22 protein-coding genes are annotated in these 19299 nt (G+C 61.8%); 10 read left to right on the top strand and 12 right to left on the bottom strand.

What is annotated here, in order from left to right:
• Positions 1–430: 430 nt before the first annotated feature.
• From J4D28_RS13065 to J4D28_RS13045, 5 genes are all read right to left on the bottom strand, one after another.
• Complete coding sequence (locus J4D28_RS13065; protein ID WP_028683053.1) at positions 431–1762, bottom strand: deoxyguanosinetriphosphate triphosphohydrolase; 1332 nt, start codon at positions 1760–1762, stop codon at positions 431–433.
• Between the two features lie 68 nt (positions 1763–1830).
• The gene (locus J4D28_RS13060; RefSeq protein ID WP_009050102.1) at positions 1831–2994 is read right to left on the bottom strand and encodes an EAL domain-containing protein; all 1164 of its coding nucleotides are present in this window, start codon (positions 2992–2994) and stop codon (positions 1831–1833) included.
• A gap of 138 nt (positions 2995–3132) precedes the next feature.
• Complete coding sequence (locus J4D28_RS13055) at positions 3133–3474, bottom strand: hypothetical protein (protein WP_038634107.1); 342 nt, start codon at positions 3472–3474, stop codon at positions 3133–3135.
• The gene (locus J4D28_RS13050) at positions 3471–3857 is read right to left on the bottom strand and encodes a phage holin family protein (protein ID WP_009050100.1); all 387 of its coding nucleotides are present in this window, start codon (positions 3855–3857) and stop codon (positions 3471–3473) included. The genes J4D28_RS13055 and J4D28_RS13050 overlap by 4 nt, the downstream gene beginning before the upstream one ends.
• Before the next feature lies 1 nt (position 3858).
• On the bottom strand, positions 3859–4173 hold the full coding sequence (locus J4D28_RS13045) for a YqjD family protein (RefSeq protein WP_009050099.1): 315 nt from the start codon (positions 4171–4173) through the stop codon (positions 3859–3861).
• Between the two features lie 330 nt (positions 4174–4503).
• On the opposite strand from J4D28_RS13045, the gene J4D28_RS13040 reads away from it, so the two are divergent.
• Complete coding sequence (locus J4D28_RS13040; RefSeq protein WP_103330995.1) at positions 4504–5712, top strand: ammonium transporter; 1209 nt, start codon at positions 4504–4506, stop codon at positions 5710–5712.
• Between the two features lie 49 nt (positions 5713–5761).
• Here the strand turns inward: J4D28_RS13040 and J4D28_RS13035 are convergent, their stop codons facing one another.
• The gene (locus J4D28_RS13035; RefSeq protein ID WP_009050097.1) at positions 5762–7720 is read right to left on the bottom strand and encodes a monovalent cation:proton antiporter family protein; all 1959 of its coding nucleotides are present in this window, start codon (positions 7718–7720) and stop codon (positions 5762–5764) included.
• Positions 7721–7924: 204 nt separating this feature from the next.
• Between J4D28_RS13035 and J4D28_RS13030 the strand changes: the two genes are divergently transcribed.
• The 4 genes from J4D28_RS13030 (at position 7925) to J4D28_RS13015 (ending at position 10058) form a co-directional block, all read left to right on the top strand.
• On the top strand, positions 7925–8161 hold the full coding sequence (locus J4D28_RS13030) for a glutaredoxin family protein (RefSeq protein WP_009050096.1): 237 nt from the start codon (positions 7925–7927) through the stop codon (positions 8159–8161).
• 112 nt (positions 8162–8273) lie between these two features.
• A complete protein-coding gene (locus tag J4D28_RS13025; protein WP_009050095.1) occupies positions 8274–8702 on the top strand; it encodes a S24 family peptidase in 429 nt (142 codons plus the stop codon).
• 56 nt (positions 8703–8758) lie between these two features.
• A complete protein-coding gene (locus J4D28_RS13020) occupies positions 8759–9079 on the top strand; it encodes a hypothetical protein (RefSeq protein WP_007923266.1) in 321 nt (106 codons plus the stop codon).
• Between the two features lie 88 nt (positions 9080–9167).
• Positions 9168–10058, top strand: a complete 891-nt coding sequence (locus tag J4D28_RS13015) for a pseudouridine synthase (RefSeq protein WP_053269643.1) — start codon at positions 9168–9170, stop codon at positions 10056–10058.
• Positions 10059–10140: 82 nt separating this feature from the next.
• Here the strand turns inward: J4D28_RS13015 and J4D28_RS13010 are convergent, their stop codons facing one another.
• The gene (locus tag J4D28_RS13010; protein ID WP_007923269.1) at positions 10141–10362 is read right to left on the bottom strand and encodes a YgdI/YgdR family lipoprotein; all 222 of its coding nucleotides are present in this window, start codon (positions 10360–10362) and stop codon (positions 10141–10143) included.
• Between the two features lie 71 nt (positions 10363–10433).
• Complete coding sequence (mobA, locus tag J4D28_RS13005) at positions 10434–11042, bottom strand: molybdenum cofactor guanylyltransferase MobA (protein ID WP_103330994.1); 609 nt, start codon at positions 11040–11042, stop codon at positions 10434–10436.
• A 79-nt stretch (positions 11043–11121) separates the two neighbouring features.
• Here mobA and moaB point away from each other — a divergent pair, with 79 nt between their 5' ends.
• A complete protein-coding gene (gene moaB, locus J4D28_RS13000) occupies positions 11122–11661 on the top strand; it encodes a molybdenum cofactor biosynthesis protein B (RefSeq protein ID WP_007923271.1) in 540 nt (179 codons plus the stop codon).
• Positions 11645–12871, top strand: coding sequence for a gephyrin-like molybdotransferase Glp (gene glp / locus J4D28_RS12995; protein WP_103330993.1), 1227 nt, complete (start codon positions 11645–11647; stop codon positions 12869–12871). Before moaB ends, glp begins: the two co-directional genes overlap by 17 nt.
• Positions 12872–12929: 58 nt before the next feature.
• Here the strand turns inward: glp and J4D28_RS12990 are convergent, their stop codons facing one another.
• Positions 12930–13193: a hypothetical protein gene (locus tag J4D28_RS12990; protein WP_009050091.1), complete on the bottom strand. Its 264-nt coding sequence runs from the start codon at positions 13191–13193 to the stop codon at positions 12930–12932.
• A 224-nt stretch (positions 13194–13417) separates the two neighbouring features.
• Here J4D28_RS12990 and yegS point away from each other — a divergent pair, with 224 nt between their 5' ends.
• Entirely contained in the window at positions 13418–14320 is a 903-nt protein-coding gene (gene yegS, locus J4D28_RS12985) for a lipid kinase YegS (RefSeq protein ID WP_009050090.1), read from the top strand.
• Here the strand turns inward: yegS and J4D28_RS12980 are convergent.
• From J4D28_RS12980 to J4D28_RS12970, 3 genes are all read right to left on the bottom strand, one after another.
• Complete coding sequence (locus J4D28_RS12980) at positions 14317–14976, bottom strand: response regulator transcription factor (protein ID WP_009050089.1); 660 nt, start codon at positions 14974–14976, stop codon at positions 14317–14319. The genes yegS and J4D28_RS12980 overlap by 4 nt on opposite strands.
• Positions 14973–15866, bottom strand: a complete 894-nt coding sequence (locus tag J4D28_RS12975; RefSeq protein WP_009050088.1) for a sensor histidine kinase — start codon at positions 15864–15866, stop codon at positions 14973–14975. Before J4D28_RS12975 ends, J4D28_RS12980 begins: the two co-directional genes overlap by 4 nt.
• A 503-nt stretch (positions 15867–16369) precedes the next feature.
• Entirely contained in the window at positions 16370–16837 is a 468-nt protein-coding gene (locus J4D28_RS12970) for a hypothetical protein (RefSeq protein WP_009050087.1), read from the bottom strand.
• Between the two features lie 540 nt (positions 16838–17377).
• On the opposite strand from J4D28_RS12970, the gene J4D28_RS12965 reads away from it, so the two are divergent.
• Together J4D28_RS12965 and J4D28_RS12960 are read left to right on the top strand one after the other, a co-directional pair.
• Positions 17378–18313, top strand: coding sequence for a chemotaxis protein CheV (locus J4D28_RS12965; protein ID WP_009050086.1), 936 nt, complete (start codon positions 17378–17380; stop codon positions 18311–18313).
• Positions 18314–18412: 99 nt separating this feature from the next.
• Entirely contained in the window at positions 18413–19216 is an 804-nt protein-coding gene (locus J4D28_RS12960; protein ID WP_038634095.1) for an MOSC domain-containing protein, read from the top strand.
• The last annotated feature ends 83 nt before the right edge of the window (positions 19217–19299 follow it).

The raw sequence follows: 19299 nt of genomic DNA, 5'->3' as shown, positions 1-19299 counted from the left end.
GTACGGAATTTGTAATCGACGGGAACCTGCAGGGGCCTTGTGTTGCAAGGGGTTTGGTCCGACGGGTGAGCAGATGTATCGAAAGGTAAAGGTAGGATGTCTGGTTGTTTCGTTAACGGTCTGTTTAATTCAGGTTAGTTGGATTGATTGTTCAGCTACATATATCGGTCACTATCGCTAGTTATAGAGCAAGTGCTCTAGGTGCTGAAGGCTGCCTGGAATAGTGTCGAGACTTGATGGATGTCTAGTGAACGAGGTGGAAGTGAAGGCGCTGTCGAACAGTGCGCAGAAGGCAGCTGATCAAAGTTGAAGTAACGATTGCATCGGGATATTGCCTGATAAGGGCCTAGGGGAATCCCTTAGTTGCCGACTCACACAAGACCGCTCGAACGGCCACCTCGATAACGCGAGGCAGCCGTTCAACGACGGGTCATTGCGGGCTGGAACGCCCGGTCATTTCCCGGGCCATTTCGCTGGCGTAGCTGTCGGTCATGCCGGCGATGAAGTCGATCATGCGCAGGAAGGAGGTGTGCAGCGAACCGTTCGGATCCGGCGCGTTGTTGCCGAGCAGGTCGAGGATCCGCCGGTTCTTGAACGACGGTGTGCGTCCGCCGTGCTGTTCCAGCGCGGCGCCGCAGAACGAGTTGAGGAGGATTTCCAGGGTGGTGTAGGCACCGATCTCGTGCAGGGTCTTGCGCTTGTCCTGGAAGATCTTCTTGCGCGCGATGTCCTTGGCATTGAGCACGCAACGCTTGGCCGGGCCGTGCATGTGTTCCACCAGATCGCCGGGCAGGGTGCCGCTGAGCAGGGCGTCCTGCTGTTCGACGAAGGCCCGGGCGGCGGCGTTGGTCAGGTGCTCGATGGCCTTGCCGCGCAGGATCGCCAGCTTGCGCCGGCGCGAGTCCCGTGGGCCGAGCTGGCGATAGGTTTCCGGCAGGTCGTCGCCCACCAGGCCGAGCAGCAGCGACTCGACTTCGGCATAGTCGAGCAGATCCATCTCCAGCCCGTCCTCGAGGTCGATCAGGGCGTAGCAGATGTCATCGGCGGCCTCCATCAGGTACACCAGCGGATGGCGGGCCCAGCGTTGTTCCTCGAGTTGCGGCAGGCCGAGCTTGTTGGCGATCTGTTCGAGCAACGGCAGTTCGCTCTGGTAGCAGCCGAACTTGTGCTTCTTGTAGCCCAGGGAGTCGGCGTGGCGTGCGGTCCAGGGGTACTTCAGGTAGGTGCCGAGGGTGGCATAGGTCAGCCGCGTGCCGCCGTCGAACTGGTGATATTCCAGCTGGGTCAGCACCCGGAAGCCCTGGGCATTGCCTTCGAAGTTGAGGAAGTCGTTGCGCTCGTTTTCGCTCATGGCGTCCAGCCAGCCGCGCCCGGCGGCCTGCTGGAACCAGTGGCGGATCGCATCTTCGCCGGAGTGGCCGAACGGCGGGTTGCCGATGTCGTGGGCCAGGCAGGCCGATTGCACCACCATCCCCAGGTCGCTCGGTTCGCACCACTCGGGCAGGGCGTCGCGAATGGTTTCGCCGACCCGCATGCCCAGGGAGCGACCGACACAGCTGACTTCCAGGGAGTGGGTCAGGCGCGTATGGATGTGGTCGTTGCTGGACACCGGGTGCACCTGGGTCTTGCGGCCCAGGCGGCGGAAGGCACCGGAGAAGATGATGCGGTCGTGGTCCTTGTGGAAGGGGCTGCGGCCCAGTTCTTCAGGGCTGTGCAGCGGTTTTCCGAGGCGTTCGCGGGTAAGCAGGGTATGCCAATCCAAGGCGGGGTCTCTCCGTCGAATGACTGATGGGCTAGCTTCCCGGTTCGCGCCAGCGCCTGCAAGTGGAACTAAAGCCCCGCGGCATCGATATCGATCAACAGCAGGCGCTGGCCATTGTCGAAGAACTGCCCGGCGGTCAGGCAGTACTGGTTGCTGGTGGCGTCGCGGTAGGTGTTGGACAGGGTCAGCCGTCGCTCGTCCCAGCCTTCGGCCAGCAGGTGGTAGAAGTAAGGACGCCACGACCAGTTGTGGCCGACGTAGCTGTGGTCGGCCTGCCAGCGCTCGTGGCGCCATTCCAGGTTCGGCGTCAGCTGGGTGCCGTGGCGATCGCATTGATAGAAGCGCAACAACCAGGGAAAGGCATCCACCTGCGGTAACCGTTCGATCGGGGCCCGGGCCTGGGCCCAATCCTGCAGCAGGGTCATCAGCTCCGCGAGTTGCTGGCGCATCTGCATCAGGCGTCCGCGTTCGGCCAGTTTCTGCTGCACATAGCGCTGGCGCGCCCGGGCAAAAGGCGCGACGAAAGCATCGCTGGCGAAGAACGCCTGCTCGGCCCGGGCAAACAGGAAACCCTGGACATACCGCGAGCCGCATTCCAGGGCGAAGTTGAGTTCGGTTTCGCTCTCGACTCCTTCGGCGATGATCCAGCAGCCGGTCTTCTCGGCCATCTGCGCCAGGGCCTTGACCACGTCGCTGCTGGGCCCGCCACGGGCCGCGGCCTGGAACAGGCGCATGTCGAGCTTGAGAATGTCCGGTTGCAGGGCCAGCACTCGGTCGAGCTGGGAGTAGCCGGCGCCGAAGTCGTCGATGGCGATCCGCGCGCCGGCTTCGCGGTAGCGCGCCACCACTTCGCTCAGGCGCTGGCTGTTGCCGCTCAACTCGGTGATTTCGAAGACCACGCGCCGCGGATCGACGCCCTGTTGCTGCAATTGCCTGAGGCTCGGCAACGGCTGGCCGGCGCGCAGGCGGCTGATCCAGCGGGGCGAGATATTGAGGCTCAGGAACCAGTCCGCGGGCGCTTCATGCAGGCGGCTCAGGGCGTCGGCGCGAATCAGCCGGTCGAGCCGGCGCAGGGCGGTGGAAGAGGTCCGGGGATCGTTGAACAATGGGCCGACCGACAGCAGTTGGCCGTTCGGTTGGCGCAGGCGGCCCAGGGCTTCGACACCGGCAATGCGGCCAGTGGCGGTGTCGATGAAGGGTTGAAAGCAGGCAAGCGGTTGCCCGTCGATCACGGGGCCTCCTTGGTTGATCTTGTTGATCTTGGGCGGCGCGCCGACGCAACAGGCAGGCAAGGCCCGACCTCTCGTGAGAGAGGCCGGGGCGCAGCTATTGCGGGAACGGTTGCAAGAATGCAGCCAGATAGCGGCGGCTCAACGCTTGCTCGAAGAACCTTGCATGACCAGCTTGATCAGCGGCAACAGGCCGGCGCTGAGCCGTACCAGTCGGGCGAAGTTTCTGACGCTGCCGCTCTTGGCGCCCTTGCCGGTGAGAAACCCCAACAGGGTCACGGCGGCCACGCCCCACAACGGCGCGTGCTTGATGCCGAAGCCCTGTTGCCAGCTTTGGCCAAGGCCACGGACCCGCTGCAAGGGTTGCAGCAATTGATGGGATTCGTGGCGGATTTCCTGGCGATGCATTTCCATGCGCAGGCGGATCAGCGCCTTGCGCATTTCGCGCCGGGAATTGGTTTGCGGAATGTCCGGCAGGCTCATGGCAGCAGGCGCTCCCTGTCATTGGCCAGCTCTTCGAGGGTGGCATGGAAGGGCGAGGATTCATCGAAAATCGCCGCCTTCAGGCGCAGGGCGCAGAACAGCGCGGCCAGCGTATAGAAGACGCACAGCCCGGTGATGGCGGTCAGGCGATAGGTGTCCCAGAACAGGATCAGCACCAGCGTCGACAGGCCTACCAACAGCAGCAGGGCGAACACCAGGGTCAACCCGGCGAACAACAGCAGGCTGACGGTTCTGGCTTTCTGTTCCTGCAACTCGATACCGAACAGTTCGACGTGGCTGTGCAACAAACCCAGGAAAGCAGCGCCCAGGCGCCGCGTTGAGGAGCCTTGGCCCGCGGTGGAGCCGGATTCATCGATAGCCATATCAGCGCCGGGTCGCCAGCAGGCCGATCAGGAAGCCCACGCCCGCCGCGATGCCCACTGCTTGCCAGGGGTTGTTCTGCACATAGTCTTCGGTGGCAGTGACCGCCGCCTCGCCGCGTTCGCGCAGCGATTGCTCGGTCAGTTGCAGGGTCTCGCGGGCGCGCAGCAGGCTGTCGTGAATCTGTGTGCGCAATTCGTCCGCCTGTTCGCCCGCCAGGGTGGCGGTGTGTTCCAGCAGGCGTTCCGTGTCACTGACCAGTGCCTGAAAGTCCGCCATCAGGGTTTCTTGAGCTGTCTTGGTGGTTTTGCTGGCCATGATGATCTCCATAGTGGCGTTCTGAAGGGTTCGAGTATGAGCCTTGCGCGAAGGTTCAGTGCAATTGTCTGGTACAGCTTTTGCTTTGTCCTGGTGCGTAAACACGGGTGGTTGCGCCGAAAGCGCGCAGGATGCGGTGCCTGGCAGCTAAAACCTTACCCTAAAAAATCAACACTTATGGAAACACCCCCGAGCGATACACCTCTCTCGAAAAAGCGTCGCGCCAAAATGGGTCGCAATACGTAGGTCGACAGGACCTTCGGTGCCAAGTTGGTGCAAAAGCGCTCGAGCGGCTCGCGGATAATTCCTGCTATCAGGTCTGCCCATTCCATGGAAAATCTGCAAAGCGCTGTGGACACTCTGGTCCATGGTTCCAATACCCTGTTTATCCTCATCGGTGCGGTCATGGTCCTGGCCATGCATGCCGGCTTCGCCTTTCTCGAGGTGGGCACGGTGCGCCAGAAAAACCAGGTCAACGCCTTGTCGAAGATCCTCAGCGACTTCGCGGTCTCGACCCTGGCCTATTTCTTTATAGGCTATTGGATCTCCTACGGCGTCAGCTTCCTGCAACCGGCGGCGGTGATCAGCGCCGATCACGGCTACGGGCTGGTGAAGTTCTTCTTCCTGCTGACGTTCGCCGCGGCCATTCCGGCGATCATTTCCGGCGGCATCGCCGAGCGTGCGCGGTTCGTCCCGCAGCTCTGCGCCACGGCGCTGATCGTGGCCTTCATCTATCCCTTCTTCGAAGGCCTGGTGTGGAACGGCAACTACGGCCTGCAAGCCTGGCTGCAGGAGAGCTTCGGCGCAGGCTTCCATGATTTCGCCGGCTCGGTGGTGGTGCATGCCATGGGCGGCTGGCTGGCGCTGGCCGCGGTGCTGTTGCTCGGGCCGCGCAACGGGCGCTACCGCGACGGCAAGCTGGTGGCGTTCGCGCCGTCGAGCATTCCGTTCCTGGCCTTGGGTTCGTGGATCCTGATTGTCGGCTGGTTCGGCTTCAACGTGATGAGCGCGCAGACCCTGCAGGCGGTCAGCGGGCTGGTGGCGGTGAACTCGCTGATGGCCATGGTCGGCGGCACGGTGGCGGCGTTGATCGTCGGGCGCAACGACCCGGGCTTTTTGCACAACGGCCCGCTGGCCGGGCTGGTGGCGATCTGCGCCGGCTCCGACCTGATGCACCCGGTGGGAGCGTTGATCACCGGGGCGATCGCCGGCGCGCTGTTCGTCTGGTGCTTTATCGCCACCCAGACGCGCTGGAAGATCGACGATGTGCTGGGTGTCTGGCCATTGCATGGTGTGTGCGGTGTGTGGGGCGGTATTGCCTGTGGGGTCTTCGGCCAGAGCGCCCTGGGTGGCCTGGGCGGTGTCAGCCTGACCAGCCAGTTGATCGGTACCGGCCTGGGCGTGCTGGTGGCGCTGGTCGGCGGCTTCCTGGTGTATGGCGCGATCAAGGCGCTCTGCGGCCTGCGCCTGACCCAGGAGCAGGAGTACTACGGCGCCGACCTGTCGCTGCACAAGATCGGCGCGGTCAGCCAGGACTGAAGCTTTGCGGCCCGGGCTGGAGCCTCCAGCCTGGGCTGCTTGCCGCTGATCATTGGCCGCCGAGCAGGCGCGCCTCCGACGCTTCGATGGCCGCCAGCGGGCCGGACATCAACACCGTATCGCCGGCTTGCAGCAAGGTGCCGGCGGTCAGCTCCAGGTCACGGCCATCGCGCTGCACGCCTTGCACATCCACGCCCAACTGCTCCAGCGCCAGCTCGCCCAGGGCCAGGTCGCAGGCGTGGGCCGCGCTGCCGAGATTGACCGCATGCATCAGCACCCGTGGCTGGCCGCGGTTGTCCAGCAGGTCGGTCTGCGCGCCATGGTAGAAGCCGTGCAGCAGGCTATAGCGGTTGTGGCGGACTTCATCGACCTTGGCCTGTACCTGGTGTTCCGGCAGCCCGAGCATCACCAGCGCATGGGACGCCAGCATCAGGCTCGACTCCAGCAGCTCCGGCACCACTTCGCTGGCGCCGGCGGCTTTCAGTTCGGCCAGTTGGCTGTCGTCCCGGGTGCGTACCAGGATCGGCACGTCGCTGTTGATCCGGCGCGCGCTTTTCAGCACGTTGAGGGCGATGTCGGTCTTGTCCACGGCAATCACCAGCAGCCGCGCGCGTTCGAGGCCGACCGCCGCCAGCAGCTCGGCGCGGCGGGAGTCGCCGTAATGCACGCAGCTTTCGCCGGCCGCGGCTTCCTGGACCCGCACCGGGTCATCGTCCAGGGCAATGAAACGCTGCTGTTCGCGGCGCAGGAAGCGGCCGATCGACTGGCCGACGCGGCCATATCCACAGATCACCACATGGCCCTGCAATGCGGCGTTGAGGGCGCTGATTTCTTCCAGGTGGGCCTCCTGGTTCGGCTTGCGGTGCAGGCGCGCGGCAATGCCCGGGGCGGCGCGCAGCAGCAAGGGGGTCAGCAACATCGAACAGAAGGTCGCGGCCAGCAGCAGGCCGCTCAGCTCGGCCGGCATCAACTGGCTTTGCTGCATCTGCGCCATCAGCGCAAAACAGAACTCGCCGCCCTGGGCCAGGGCCAGGCCACTGCGCCAGGCCGTCTCGCCGTCGCTGCCGCGCAGCTTGAGCAACAGCGCCACCACGGCGCCCTTGATCAGCATCAGGGCCAGGGTCAGGCCGAGGATCAGCAGGGCATGGCTGGCGAACAGTTGCAGGTCGATCAGCATGCCGATGCTGACGAAAAACAGCCCCAGCAGAATGTCGCGGAACGGCCGGATATCAGCCTCGATCTGGTGCCGGTAGCGGCTTTCCCCCAGCAGCATGCCGGCGAGGAACGCGCCAAGGGCAGGGGACAGGCCGAGCAGGTGGGTCAGCCAGGCGGTCAGCAGGACGATGACCAGGGCCAGCAGCACGAACAGCTCGGCGGAATGGGAGGCGGCCACCTCGTGGAACAGCCGTGGCAGCAGCCAGCGGCTGGCCAGCGCCAGGCCGATGAACAGCAGGGCGGTCTTGCCCAGGGTCAGGGGCAGGGCCCAATACCAGGCCTGTTCGGTATTGCCGGCGAATACTGGCACCAGGGTCAGCAACAGCACGGCCACCACGTCCTGGAACAGCAACACGCCGATCGCATTCTGCCCATGGCTGCTGAATATTTCCCCTAGGCTGCCCAGCTCCTTGCTGACGATGGCGGTGGAGGACAGCGCCAGGCCCGCGCCGAGCAGCAAGGCCGGGATCAGCGGCCCGCCGGCGAGGATCAGCAGGCCGCCGAGGACGGCGCCGCTGCACAGCACTTGCAAGCTGCCCAGGCCGAAGACCACCTGGCGCAGGGCCAGCATCTTCGATACGGAAAACTCCAGCCCCAGGGAAAACAGCAGGAACACCACCCCCAACTCCGCCAGGTCAGGCAGGTTTTCGTTGTCGTTGACCCAGCCGAAGGCGGTCGGCCCCACCAGCAGGCCCACGCACAGGTAGCCCAGCACGGGCGGCAGGTGCAGGCGGCGGAACAGGGCGATCACCACCAGGGATGAAGCGAGGATGATCAACAGATTGGCAAACACAGGCATCTCCGGCGGCGGGTTGGAATACAGAGCGTAGAGGCAAAAAAAGCCGCGAGGGTCGCTCAATCGCAAGTTGGCGACGCTGACCTGCATCAGCTGTTTGGCAGAATGCCCGACGATGACCGCACGCTGCCGTGTTCATCGGTCGACGGCTTTTTATCGCGGGCCTAGAATAAGCGCCTGTCTCTTTTCGGTCTGTATGTCATGCCTCCTGAATGTCAGCTGTTCGGCACCCTGGGTTGCCACCTGTGCGAACTCGCCGAAGCGGAGTTGATGCCGTTGGTGGAGCACGGGTTGTTGGTCGAGCTGGTGGATATCGCGGAAGACGAAACCCTGTTCGAGGCGTATGGCCTGCGTATCCCGGTCCTGCGCCGGGTGGACAACGGCGCCGAGCTGGGCTGGCCGTTCGATGCCGAACAGGTGGTGGCCTTCCTGCGCTGAGCCGGCTGTCGCTGGCACGACCCTTTCCGTTTGTCGCCTTCGCTGCAATCCCTTGGCGGGATCCCGATTATTCGGTTACTGTATATGCGTACAGTTATCGGGATGGTTCGTCATGTCTCTCACAATCCTTGCCCGCGCCGAGCGTTTGCAACACCTGTCGCCCGAACATGCGGAGCACGGCGGGTTTGCTGCCGGGCTCCAGTTCGAAGGCGGTTTTTCGCTGGATCGCACCGTGGGTCTCGGAGCCCCGCAGATCCGCGCGGTGCTGGTGGATGACGACAGCCTGCTGGGCTTTGGTATCTATCCCGGCGACCGGCTGATCGTCGATCGTTCGGCAGCCCCGGCAGTGGATCAATACGTGGTGGCCCATCTCGATGGCGAAGACGCCTATGGCGTGCGCCTGCTGGCTCCCGACCCCAAGGGCGGGCTGCTGCTCAAGGCGGCGCGACCTTCGATTGCACCGATTCCCCTGGACGATCGGGATTCGGCGCAAATCTGGGGCGTGGTGTTGTGGGTGGTCAGTTACGTCGGCCGTGGCTGATATCGATGCGCAGGGCGTGTGCTCAGTGGATGAATGAGAGGGTAGAAGGACTGATGATGGTCAATGTCGAACAATTGAAGAGCAGTGTGAACCGCATGTCCGCCGATGTGGTGCGCGAAGCGGTACTCGAGCTGCGCCTGGACGGGCTGGTCACGGAGGGCAAGACACCGTTCAACAAGCTGCATTTCAATACCTGCTTCGCGGAAATCGAAGCGCTGTTCCAGCGTGCGGGTTATCACCGGCAACTGGACGTGGTGGGGTATCAGGGTTTGTTGTATGCGTTGTATGACCCGGCCCGCTGGGAGGCGGTCGATGTGCTGCGCTGGCTGAAGGAGTTCACCGATGCCGCCGCGCAGGCTGGAGTGGCCCGCGCCTAGTCGTTGGTCCCGAAGGGGGAAACTCTCCTAGGTTCCCCGGGACCCATGTTGGATAATGCCGCTCTGCATTGTCCGCTCGAGCTTTTGTATGTCCTCCGTACCTTTTTCCGCCGCACAGCATCAGGCCAGCACCCTGTACCTGCCCCCCGGGTCATGGCCAACCGTACTGGACTGCCTGTGTGATCACTTCAGTACCATCAGCCGCGAGCAGTGGCTGAGCCGGATCGTCCGTGGCCGGGTGCTCGATGGACAGGGTTTGCCGATCAGCGTCGACCTGGCGTACCGCGAAGGCCTGCGCATTCATTATTTCCGCGAAGTACCCGACGAAAAGGTCATCCCGGTGCAGGAATCGATCCTCTATGTCGATGAGCATCTGGTGGTGGCGGACAAGCCGCATTTCCTGCCAGTCACCCCGGCGGGGGAATATGTCGAGCAAACCTTGCTGCGCCGCCTGATCCGCAGCCTGGACAATCCCCACCTGGTGCCTCTGCATCGCATCGATCGGCATACGGCGGGCCTGGTGTTGTTTTCGGCCAATCCGCAAAGCCGCTCGGCTTATCAGTCGCTGTTTCCGACACGCAGGATCGACAAGCGCTACGAGGCCATCGCCCCGGCCTTGCCCGGTCTCGAGTTCCCGCGGGTGCATAAAAGCCGTCTGGTCGATGGCGAGCCTTTTTTCCGCATGCAGGAGGGGCCTGGTACACCTAATACGGAAACAGCAATTGAGGTCCGGGAAAAGAACGGTGACCTCTGGCGTTATGGGTTGTATCCGGTGACTGGCAAAAAGCACCAGTTGCGGGTGCACATGAGTGCGCTGGGGGCGGCAATCTGCAACGACCCGTTCTATCCCGATGCGCTCAAGGATGTGGAGGACGATTACGCCAAGCCGCTCAAGCTGTTGGCTCAGGGGCTGCGTTTTACCGATCCGCTGAGCGGGGAGGAGCGTGAGTTCGAGAGTCGGATCACCTTGCAGTGGTAATCCAGGTCACTGCTGGTTGTTGCCCGGAAACGATAAAGCCCGCGAAAGCGGGCTTTATCGTTCAAGGCTGTAACGCTATGGATTACAGCTCTTTTACCGTACGAACCTGATCCTTGTTGATACGGGTTTGTTTGCCGTCCAGTTGTTCGAACTCGTAGAAGCCGGAATCCTCATCGTATTTCGGCGTATCGACGGCCTGGATTTCGCGACCGTCATTCAGGGTGATCACAGTAGGCGATGCGCAACCGGCGAGAGTGGCAAGGCCCAGTGCGAGCATGAGAGTGGCGAGAGTCCGCTGAATCATTATGTGTCTCCGAGATGAATACTTTTAGTTGCTGTGCTTGAGACGTATACAACGCCTGCAAGTTCCTTGAGTTAAGGGCATTCTGACACGCCGTGCTGCTGGCTTAACAGCGCTGGTGTATTCAGATTAGCCAATCGGGGATCGTTTGCCGGACATTGCAGGGCCTGAGCATCCAGCCCGCGCATGATACGTCCGGGGCTGCGTTCACCGTTCTGCCAGGCGCCGTCGAAGGTGCCGAGCAGGGCGCGCGGAATGATACACAGCAGGGGTTCCCAGTGCTCGCCATGGCGCAGCATCAGTGGTTTGTCCGGGTGCCGGGCGGCGCTTTGTCGCATGGCGTCGATCAGTTGCGCGTCGATACGCGGTACGTCGCAGGGCAATACCAGCAGTCGGGCATGCCGGGCGACCGCCAGTCCGGCACGAATACCTGCCAGCGGCCCGGGGAAATCGTTGCTTTCGTCCTGCACCAGTTGATCGGCATAAGGCGCGTACTGCTGCTGATTGCGGTTGCAGGAAATGATCAGGTCATCGCTCAGGCTGCGGGTCAGTCGATGCAGGTGGGCGATCAATGGCCGGCCCTGCCACTCGATCAACCCCTTGTCCCTTCTGCCCATGCGTTGGCCGCGCCCACCGGCCAGGAGCAGAATGGAGCAGGGCGGCAAATCTGCGCGCTGGGTCATGGCACGTCTCCACAGGGGCGGGCAAAGAGAGCGCTGTGATATAACACCGGGCTGTTTCTCCTACAACTGGATCGAGCCTATGAAAGCCAAGGCTGATGTACCTTTTGCACCCCTGAACATCGCGGTGCTGACTGTCAGTGATACCCGGACCCTGGAGACCGATACATCCGGCCAGGTCTTCGTCGATCGTCTGAGCGCTGCTGGCCATAACCTGGCCGCGCGCGTCCTGCTCAAGGACGATCTCTACAAGATTCGCGCACAAGTGGCGACCTGGATCGCCGACGATCTGGTCCAGGTGGTGCTGATCACCGGCGGCACCGGTTTCACCGGCCGCGACAGTACCCCGGAAGCCGTGTCTTGCCTGCTCGACAAACAGGTCGACGGATTTGGCGAGTTGTTCCGCCAGATCTCGGTGGCCGATATCGGCACTTCCACCGTGCAGTCCCGAGCCCTGGCTGGCCTGGCCAACGGCACGCTGGTGTGCTGCCTGCCGGGTTCGACCAATGCGGTGCGTACCGGTTGGGACGGCATCCTCGCCGAACAGCTGGATTCGCGGCACCGTCCGTGCAATTTCGTCACCCACCTGAAACAGGCAGCGCCTTGTGAATCCCGTGGGTAAGCCGGGCAAGACCGGTGCCTTGATGCCGGTCGAGGTCGCATTGGCCCGTTTGCTCGAGATGGCCGAGGCTACCCCCATTCTCGAACGCGAACGGTTGCCACTGGCGGCTGCTCAAGGCCGGGTATTGGCCGACGACTTGATTTCCACTCTGGATCTTCCGCCCTGGCCCAACAGCGCCATGGACGGTTACGCCTTGCGTGCCTCGGACTGGAAGGGCGAGCCCTTGGTGGTCAGCCAGCGCATCTTCGCCGGCCAGGCGCCTGAGCCTTTGGCACCTGGCACCTGCGCACGCATCTTCACCGGGGCGCCGGTCCCGGCGGGAGCCGACTGCGTGGAAATGCAGGAGAACGCCAAGGTCCAGGCCGATGAGCGGGTGGCTTTTACCGAGCCTCTCGGCGCGGGGCAGAACATTCGTCCGCAAGGCCAGGAAACCACGGTTGGCGAGTGTGTGCTGGTGGCCGGAACGCAGCTGGGGCCGATCGAGCTGGGGCTGGCTGCGTCCCTGGGTTGCGCGGAGCTGGATGTGGTGCGCCGCGTGCGGGTCGCCGTGCTCTCCACTGGCGATGAACTGGTCGAACCCGGGCGGGCGCTCGGTCCCGGGCAGATCTACAACAGCAACCGGGTCCTGCTGTGCAGTTGGTTGCAGCGTCTGGGCTGCGAGGTGATCGACGGCGGAATCCTGCCGGACGACCTGCCCACGACCCGGCGTCGTCTTGCCGAGCTGGCGGATGTGGATCTGATTCTGTCCACCGGCGGCGTATCGGTGGGCGAAGCGGATTTCCTGGGGATCGCCTTAAGAGAAGAGGGTGAACTGGCCCTCTGGAAGCTGGCGATCAAGCCTGGTAAGCCGTTGACCTTCGGGCATTTCCGCGGTGTGCCGGTAATCGGCCTGCCCGGTAACCCGGCCTCGACGCTGGTGACCTTTGCCTTGCTGGCCCGCCCCTATATTTTGCGGCGCCAGGGAGTGAAGCAACTGCATCCCTTGCAGTTCCAGGTTCCGGCTGGATTTGCCTGGCCGAAGCCGGGGAACCGCCGAGAGTATCTGCGCGGGCGCCTGGAGCAGGGCAGGGCAATCATCTACCGGAACCAGAGTTCCGGGGTCTTGCGCAGTGCCGCCTGGGCCGAGGGGCTGGTCGAGGTGCTGGAAGAGCGAACGCTGGTCGAGGGCGATTGGGTCAACTTCATTCCGTTGAGTGAAGTCCTGGGCTGACGCCAGGGGAGGCGGACCTGGTCGGCAGGGCCGGGTCCATCCTCGAGAGCCCTACCTATCAACGCAGCAGTAGAAGGATCAGCAAGCCAAAACGGCTGTTCAGGCCCCAGGACAGCAGTGCCGATAGAAACCCGGCATAGGCCAATATCCACGCGAGTTTCTTGAGCAAGGCGTGAAGCTTGCTGTCGGGCTTATGCTCGCGGTCATGGGCATGTACTTGATGGACACTCAGTTCCGGGTGTTTGCCTGTACTGAGCAGGATGCTTCCTTCCAGCCGGTTGAGTGCGGAGTTCGAGCGTTCAAAGCATTTCTTGTCATCCATGTGTTTCGCTTCCCTGTTTGAGGCGTCGTTCGCCTGCCATGAACATTCTCCGATTGTCTGTTTCGGGTCAATTCAGGTGATTCTCAATCTGCGGTCAGAAAAGTTACCGGTCAGCCAGCAGACGGCCTGATGGGGACAAATTCATTACATTCCGGTCGGACTTTTTCTCATGGGGCGAGGGTCAACATCCTTCAATGGCCCTCGAATGACAGGAGTGATGAGCGATGAGCGAACGCAAGGCGATGCTGATATTGCACGGCAAGCAGGCCCTCAACGAAGAGGTCCGCGACGCTGTCGAACGCAAGCGCGAAGAGGGTTGGGAGCTGGCGGTCCGCCTGACCTGGGAGGCGGGCGATGCCCAGCGCCTGGTGGATGAAGCCCTCGCGGGCGGTTATACGCGCCTGATCGCAGGAGGCGGTGACGGCACCTTGCGTGATATCGCCGAGGCCATGGCGGCGCAGGCCAACGATGCCAGTCTGGTGTTGCTGCCGCTGGGGACGGCCAATGATTTCGCGCGGGCGGCCGGCGTTTCGTTGCTGCCCCATGAGGCATTGAGCCTGCTCGACGTGCCGGCACGGACGATCGACCTCGGTGAGGTCGGTGGCCAGGTATTCCTCAACATGGCCACGGGTGGGTTCGGCAGCCAGGTGACGGCCAATACCTCCGAGGACCTGAAAAAGATCCTGGGGGGCGCCGCCTATCTGTTCACTGGCTTGTCCCGCTTCAATGAGCTGCATGCGGCCTATGGCGAGCTGCAGGGGCCGGATTTCCATTGGCGTGGCGAGCTGCTGGCCCTGGGGATCGGCAACGGGCGCCAGGCCGGTGGCGGTCATCTGCTATGCCCTGAGGCGATGGCCGATGACGGGTTGCTGGATGTCAGTATCCTGCCGGCCCCTCAGGAACTGGTGGGCACCTTGAAGGATCTGCTGGCCGGCGGCTGGGGGATCGACAATCTGTTTGTGCGTACACGCCTGCCCTGGGTGGAAATCAAGGTGTCCGAGGGGCTGGATATCAATCTCGACGGTGAGCCCCTGCAAGGCGAAAACCTGCGTTTTCGCGCGCTTCCAGGGGCATTGCGGGTGCATTTACCGGAAGACTCCCCGCTGTTGGGAGCTTCGGCGCTTTAATCGTCGAGGCTGATGATCTGCTCGCGGACGGCAAACAGGACCAGGCCGGCTACGTCGTAGATCTGCAGGCGTTTCATGATCTGCGAGCGGTGGGTTTCCACAGTCTTGATGCTCAGGCCCAGCCCGTGAGCGATTTCCCGGGTCGATTTGCCGCGAACGATCAGGCGCAGGATCTCCAGCTGGCGGGCGGTCAGGTTATGGGTTTCAACGGGTTCTGGATGGGGCTTCTGCACGCGGATCAGCGCCTGGTTGATCACCGTATGGGCAATGGCCGGGCTGAGGTAACGCTCGTTGTTGCGCAAGGCGTCGAGCGCGTGCTCGAGCTCGTTGGCGGTGGTGTCCTTGAGCAGGTAGCCATGAGCACCGGATTCCAGGGTCTGCATGATCAGCGCCGGATCGGTATGCATCGAGAGAATCAGGACTTTGCTCTGCGGATGCACCACCTTGAGTTTCTTCAGGGCTTCAAGGCCGCTGACATCCTTCATGGAAATATCCAGCAGGATAATGTCTGGCGACAGCCTTTCGACCATTTCCAGTACTTGTGCGCCATCGTTGGCTTCGCCGATCACGGCATAGCCAGGAATGTCCATGACCAGGGCACGCACGCCAGCCCTGATGAGCGAGTGGTCATCCACCAGAAGTAAATTGCAGGTCAATGTAAAACCTTATTCGTACTGGCCCGTTCGAGTGCGCGAGGCGCCCAGGGGAAGAGTGCTTCGATTTGTGTGCCCTGGTCGGGCTGGCTGGAAACCTTCAGGGTGCCACCCAGTTGCGCGATTCTTTCCGACATGCCCGCCATGCCGCGTTGTCCTTGTGCGCCAGGATTGGCCGCCGGGGAAAAACCACGACCATCGTCGCTGATAAACAGCGAAAGCCCCTCGGGCAGGCGTTGCAGGCGTACCAGCAGGTTATCCGCCTGGGCGTGACGCAGCATGTTGGTGACGGCTTCCTGGGTGATGCGAAAGGCGGCCACCGCCATCTCTTCGGGGATGCCAGCCAGGCGTTGCTTGCATTCCAGGCTCCAGTGCACGGAGGTGTTTTCCAGGGTCTTCAGCAAGTGGGCCCGCAGGCTGGCTTCCAGGCCCAGGCTGGCCAATTGCCGGGGATTGAGAATGGCCGATACATCGCGGACCTTGGCCAGGGTTTCTTCCAATGTGCTTTGAAGCGTCGTGCAATGCTGTTGCAGCTCTTCGGGCAGGCGGCGCTTGAGCCATTCGCTTTGCAACTTGGCGGCGGTCAACAACTGACCAATATCATCATGCAATTCACGACTGAGGCGATGGCGCTCGTTTTCCTGGACTTCCAGCAAACGGTCCGCCAGTTCCTGCGGCTGGAACTTGATCGATTTGCGCGAATCGCCGTAATAGGCCCAGACACTGGCCAGGGCCGCCAGATTCAGGATCAGCAGGCTGAGGGGAAAGGTAGTCGACAGGCAATAGACGGCCAGGCTTCCAAGTGCCGAGCATGAGCACAGCAACAGGTTGAGCCGGCGCAGGTGTATTCGAGAAAGAAGCCTGGTGGCGGTTGACTTGAGGCTGGCGTACATAGCGGATGGAGCCAATGAATGTTCGCTGCGGGGAGACCGGTCAAGTCGGCTGACGGGCCCCGGTTTGGAAAACGGTATTGTTTGAGTATGCGGCTTCAATTAACGCGGTCTATTCGTTGGGAGCAAGCCTTGCACTGATCCGGTGTGTAACAAGATCAATCTGAAGTCACAGTGCCATTAAGTACATCGGTTAGTGGTTGGCATAGTACCAGCTTAGCTACCGTTGGTCGCGCCTCTATATATGTCCAGAAAGTCAGGAATATCGCCTTTTGGGACGTATGTGCCGATTTGCTTGTTTCAACTGGCCACCCTGAAACAGTGACTGTATCTCGCCTTGAGCGAACGGGCAGGCGAAATTCAGGACACTTGAAGTCTCGGGATTGGTTTTATTTAGTTGCGCTAGTTGGTTCTGTCGTTAACAGGCATGAAATATTGAATAACGACATGATGCTGATCAATGTCACAACATATCTAACGGCTGAAGTTAGGGATTAACGACAGGTTTATGCGTTTCTCTTGGCGATCGAAAAAACTTTAAACGAGTTGTGTTGGCAGGACAGGGGCGCAGGCAGAGGATCCATTTGCACGGCGAGGGTTTCGATGAGGGTGGCCTGTTCGTTGCCGTCGAGGTTCAGTTGCCCGGTCACCGGATCGACGAGTTCAAGCTGCCAGGCCATCAGGCTGAAGCACTCCCCGAGGGTGTCGAGAATCTGCTCGTTCATGTCCGGATGAGGATGGGAATGATCCAGCAACGCATGAACCTGGCGCGAGAATTCGGCGGTGCTGCGCAGCGCCAGCGCGTCGGTTTTCTCGGCAAGCTTGAGCAGAGTGGACAACATGCAATCGATGGCGTCCTGATCGTTCTTGATCAGATTGAGATGGTTCAGGCACTCAACCGACTTGGCCAATAGTGCTTCTGCCTCAAGCAGAAAGTCAGGTGATTGGTGCCACGTTTGATCGTCGATCAGCATGCTTGTCTCCACGACGCCACGTCAGATGATGGAATGGTCCGTTTTGTGAGCGGCTGTAAGGTATTACGCCGGTTATGCCGTGGGATATAGGACGAATCTGATTGGTTCTGAATGGACGAAGACGATGGGCTGGTGTTTAGTCTGCAGGATGCAACTCGTCGGGCACGGTCTATCGGCCACGCTTGGACAGCGGAGGTGGGGGGGCTCGAAAGGGCACCAGCCCATCTTCCTGCGATCACAAACAAAAGCCTGACTCCATTCATGCAATGAGAATGGCGTCACATTAATGGCTATTGGATATTGCGAATATCAGGTTGGTCCTGATTGCCGATAGGGGATTCCCTTACAGAGGGGAACCAAGCGCTGAAATAGAGGTCGCGGCGGGGAAGTTGCGTGGATGAAATCGCGAAGCCAGTAAAGCATGATGTTAATGTGACATCAATGCCTTTGCATGGCATTTTGTATGCGGGTCAAGATTCGGCGAATTGCGCCGATAACCCGCGTTAGTGAATTCATCAGAACAAGCCCAGGAGTCATTACATGGCCGGCATTCTCGACACGGTAGATCAACGCACGCAACTGGTGGGTGAGAATCGCCTGGAAATCCTCATGTTCCGTCTGGCCGGGCGACAGTTGTTCGCGATCAACGTGTTCAAGGTGCAGGAAGTCCTGCAATTGCCGAAGCTGACGCTGATGCCCCAGCGCCATCCGTTCGTCTGTGGCGTGGTCAACCTGCGGGGGCAGACGCTGCCGGTCATCGACCTGTCCCAGGCGATCGGCATGCGGCCGCTGGTGCCGGGGCCCAACAGCACCATCATCGTCACCGAGTACAACCGCTCGGTGCAGGCTTTCCTGGTGGGAGGCGTCGACCGTATCGTCAACATGAACTGGGAAGCCATCCTGCCACCGCCGACCAGTGCCGGGCGCCAGCATTACCTGACGGCGATCAGCAAGGTCGACGATCAACTGGTCGAGATCATCGACGTGGAAAAGGTCCTGGCCGAAATCGTCCCGTACAACGCCAAGGTCTCTCGCGACAAGCTCGACGACCCGGTGCTCGAACGTGCCCGCGGCCGTGAAGTGCTGCTGGTGGACGACTCCAACGTGGCGCTGACGCAATTGCGCGACACCCTGGGCCAGCTGGGGGTGAAGATGCACATTGCCAGCGACGGCCTGAAAGCCCTGAAGATGCTCAAGGCCTGGGCCGATACCGGGGTCGACATGACCGACAAGCTGCTGATGGTGTTCACCGACGCCGAAATGCCGGAAATGGACGGCTATCGCCTGACCACCGAAATCCGCAACGATCCGCGTCTGCGCGGTCTTTATGTGGTGTTGCACACCTCGCTGTCCGGCAGCTTCAACGAGTCGATGGTGAAGAAGGTCGGTTGCGACAACTTCCTGTCCAAGTTCCAGCCGGACAAACTGGTCGACGTGGTGCGCCAGCGCCTGATGCTGGACGAAGTTCCCGCCTGACGGGAGCAGTGGCCGGAGTGATGCCTGCGCCGCAGGTGCTTCTTTGATTCGCGGGCCGGCTCGTATAAGGTTGCTTTTTTTGCCTCCCGGGAGCTGGCCATGCGTCTCAGCGCGCTTTATCGATACCCCTTGAAGTCCGGCAAGGGCGAGTCCCTGCAACAGGTCGCGCTGGACAGGCTGGGGCTGGAGGGAGATCGACGCTGGATGCTGGTCGATGAACCCAGCGGACGCTTCCTGACCCAGCGCGCGGTCCCGCACATGAGCCAGCTGTCGGCGCTGTGGAACGCCGACGGTGGGCTGACCCTCAGCGCTCCCGGCTACCCAGCCCTCGATGTGCCACTGCCTGGTGCGGATGCCCCGTTGCGTGGCGTGACCATCTGGCGCGATACCCTGCGCGTGCCGGATGCCGGCGAGGCGGCCCATGCCTGGCTGAGCGAGTTCATCGGCAAGCCGACCCGCCTGGTACAGGTGCCCCTGGACCGTGCGCGCACCACTCAGGCCGGTTACGGCAAGGATGACGATCAGGTGGCCTTTGCCGACGGTTTTCCGTTGTTGCTGATCGGCGAGTCTTCCCGGGAAGACCTGTCCAGTCGCGTCGGCCGTCCCCTGGAGATGCTGCGTTTTCGTCCCAACCTGGTGATCGAAGGCTTCCCGGCATTCGCCGAGGACGGCTGGAAGCGCATTCGCATCGGCGATATCGAGTTTCGCGTGGTCAAGCCTTGTGCGCGTTGCATCCTCACCACCATCGATCCGCAGACCGGCGAGCGCAGCGTCGACCGTGAACCGCTGGCCACGCTGCAGCAGTACCGGGCGCAAGAGGGTGGGGCGATGTTCGGGCAGAACCTGGTGAATGATGGCATCGGCCGGCTGGAAGTCGGCATGCCGGTCACCGTGCTGGAATAAAGAGTCGACAGCGTTGCAACGAAAAATGCCCGTATCGCGAGATACGGGCATTTTTTATGACCGACAATCAGTCCCCGGGGGAG

This window comes from Pseudomonas sp. GW531-T4 (assembly GCF_017349615.1).
GTDB lineage: Bacteria > Pseudomonadota > Gammaproteobacteria > Pseudomonadales > Pseudomonadaceae > Aquipseudomonas > Aquipseudomonas chlororaphis_I.
The sequence above is the reverse complement of the archived record's forward strand: the minus strand, read 5'-3'. Positions and strand labels throughout refer to the sequence as shown.

What these genes read in the sequence shown, in the direction of transcription:
- J4D28_RS13055 (WP_038634107.1), bottom strand. Translation starts at nt 3,474, where the DNA reads ATGAGCCTGCCGGACATTCCGCAAACCAATTCCCGGCGCGAAATGCGC.
- J4D28_RS13050 (WP_009050100.1), bottom strand. Translation starts at nt 3,857, where the DNA reads ATGGCTATCGATGAATCCGGCTCCACCGCGGGCCAAGGCTCCTCAACG.
- J4D28_RS13045 (WP_009050099.1), bottom strand. Translation starts at nt 4,173, where the DNA reads ATGGCCAGCAAAACCACCAAGACAGCTCAAGAAACCCTGATGGCGGAC.
- J4D28_RS13040 (WP_103330995.1), top strand. Translation starts at nt 4,504, where the DNA reads ATGGAAAATCTGCAAAGCGCTGTGGACACTCTGGTCCATGGTTCCAAT.
- J4D28_RS13030 (WP_009050096.1), top strand. Translation starts at nt 7,925, where the DNA reads ATGCCTCCTGAATGTCAGCTGTTCGGCACCCTGGGTTGCCACCTGTGC.
- J4D28_RS13025 (WP_009050095.1), top strand. Translation starts at nt 8,274, where the DNA reads ATGTCTCTCACAATCCTTGCCCGCGCCGAGCGTTTGCAACACCTGTCG.
- J4D28_RS13020 (WP_007923266.1), top strand. Translation starts at nt 8,759, where the DNA reads ATGGTCAATGTCGAACAATTGAAGAGCAGTGTGAACCGCATGTCCGCC.
- J4D28_RS13015 (WP_053269643.1), top strand. Translation starts at nt 9,168, where the DNA reads ATGTCCTCCGTACCTTTTTCCGCCGCACAGCATCAGGCCAGCACCCTG.
- J4D28_RS13010 (WP_007923269.1), bottom strand. Translation starts at nt 10,362, where the DNA reads ATGATTCAGCGGACTCTCGCCACTCTCATGCTCGCACTGGGCCTTGCC.
- mobA (WP_103330994.1), bottom strand. Translation starts at nt 11,042, where the DNA reads ATGACCCAGCGCGCAGATTTGCCGCCCTGCTCCATTCTGCTCCTGGCC.
- moaB (WP_007923271.1), top strand. Translation starts at nt 11,122, where the DNA reads ATGAAAGCCAAGGCTGATGTACCTTTTGCACCCCTGAACATCGCGGTG.
- J4D28_RS12990 (WP_009050091.1), bottom strand. Translation starts at nt 13,193, where the DNA reads ATGGATGACAAGAAATGCTTTGAACGCTCGAACTCCGCACTCAACCGG.
- yegS (WP_009050090.1), top strand. Translation starts at nt 13,418, where the DNA reads ATGAGCGAACGCAAGGCGATGCTGATATTGCACGGCAAGCAGGCCCTC.
- J4D28_RS12975 (WP_009050088.1), bottom strand. Translation starts at nt 15,866, where the DNA reads ATGTACGCCAGCCTCAAGTCAACCGCCACCAGGCTTCTTTCTCGAATA.
- J4D28_RS12970 (WP_009050087.1), bottom strand. Translation starts at nt 16,837, where the DNA reads ATGCTGATCGACGATCAAACGTGGCACCAATCACCTGACTTTCTGCTT.
- J4D28_RS12965 (WP_009050086.1), top strand. Translation starts at nt 17,378, where the DNA reads ATGGCCGGCATTCTCGACACGGTAGATCAACGCACGCAACTGGTGGGT.
- J4D28_RS12960 (WP_038634095.1), top strand. Translation starts at nt 18,413, where the DNA reads ATGCGTCTCAGCGCGCTTTATCGATACCCCTTGAAGTCCGGCAAGGGC.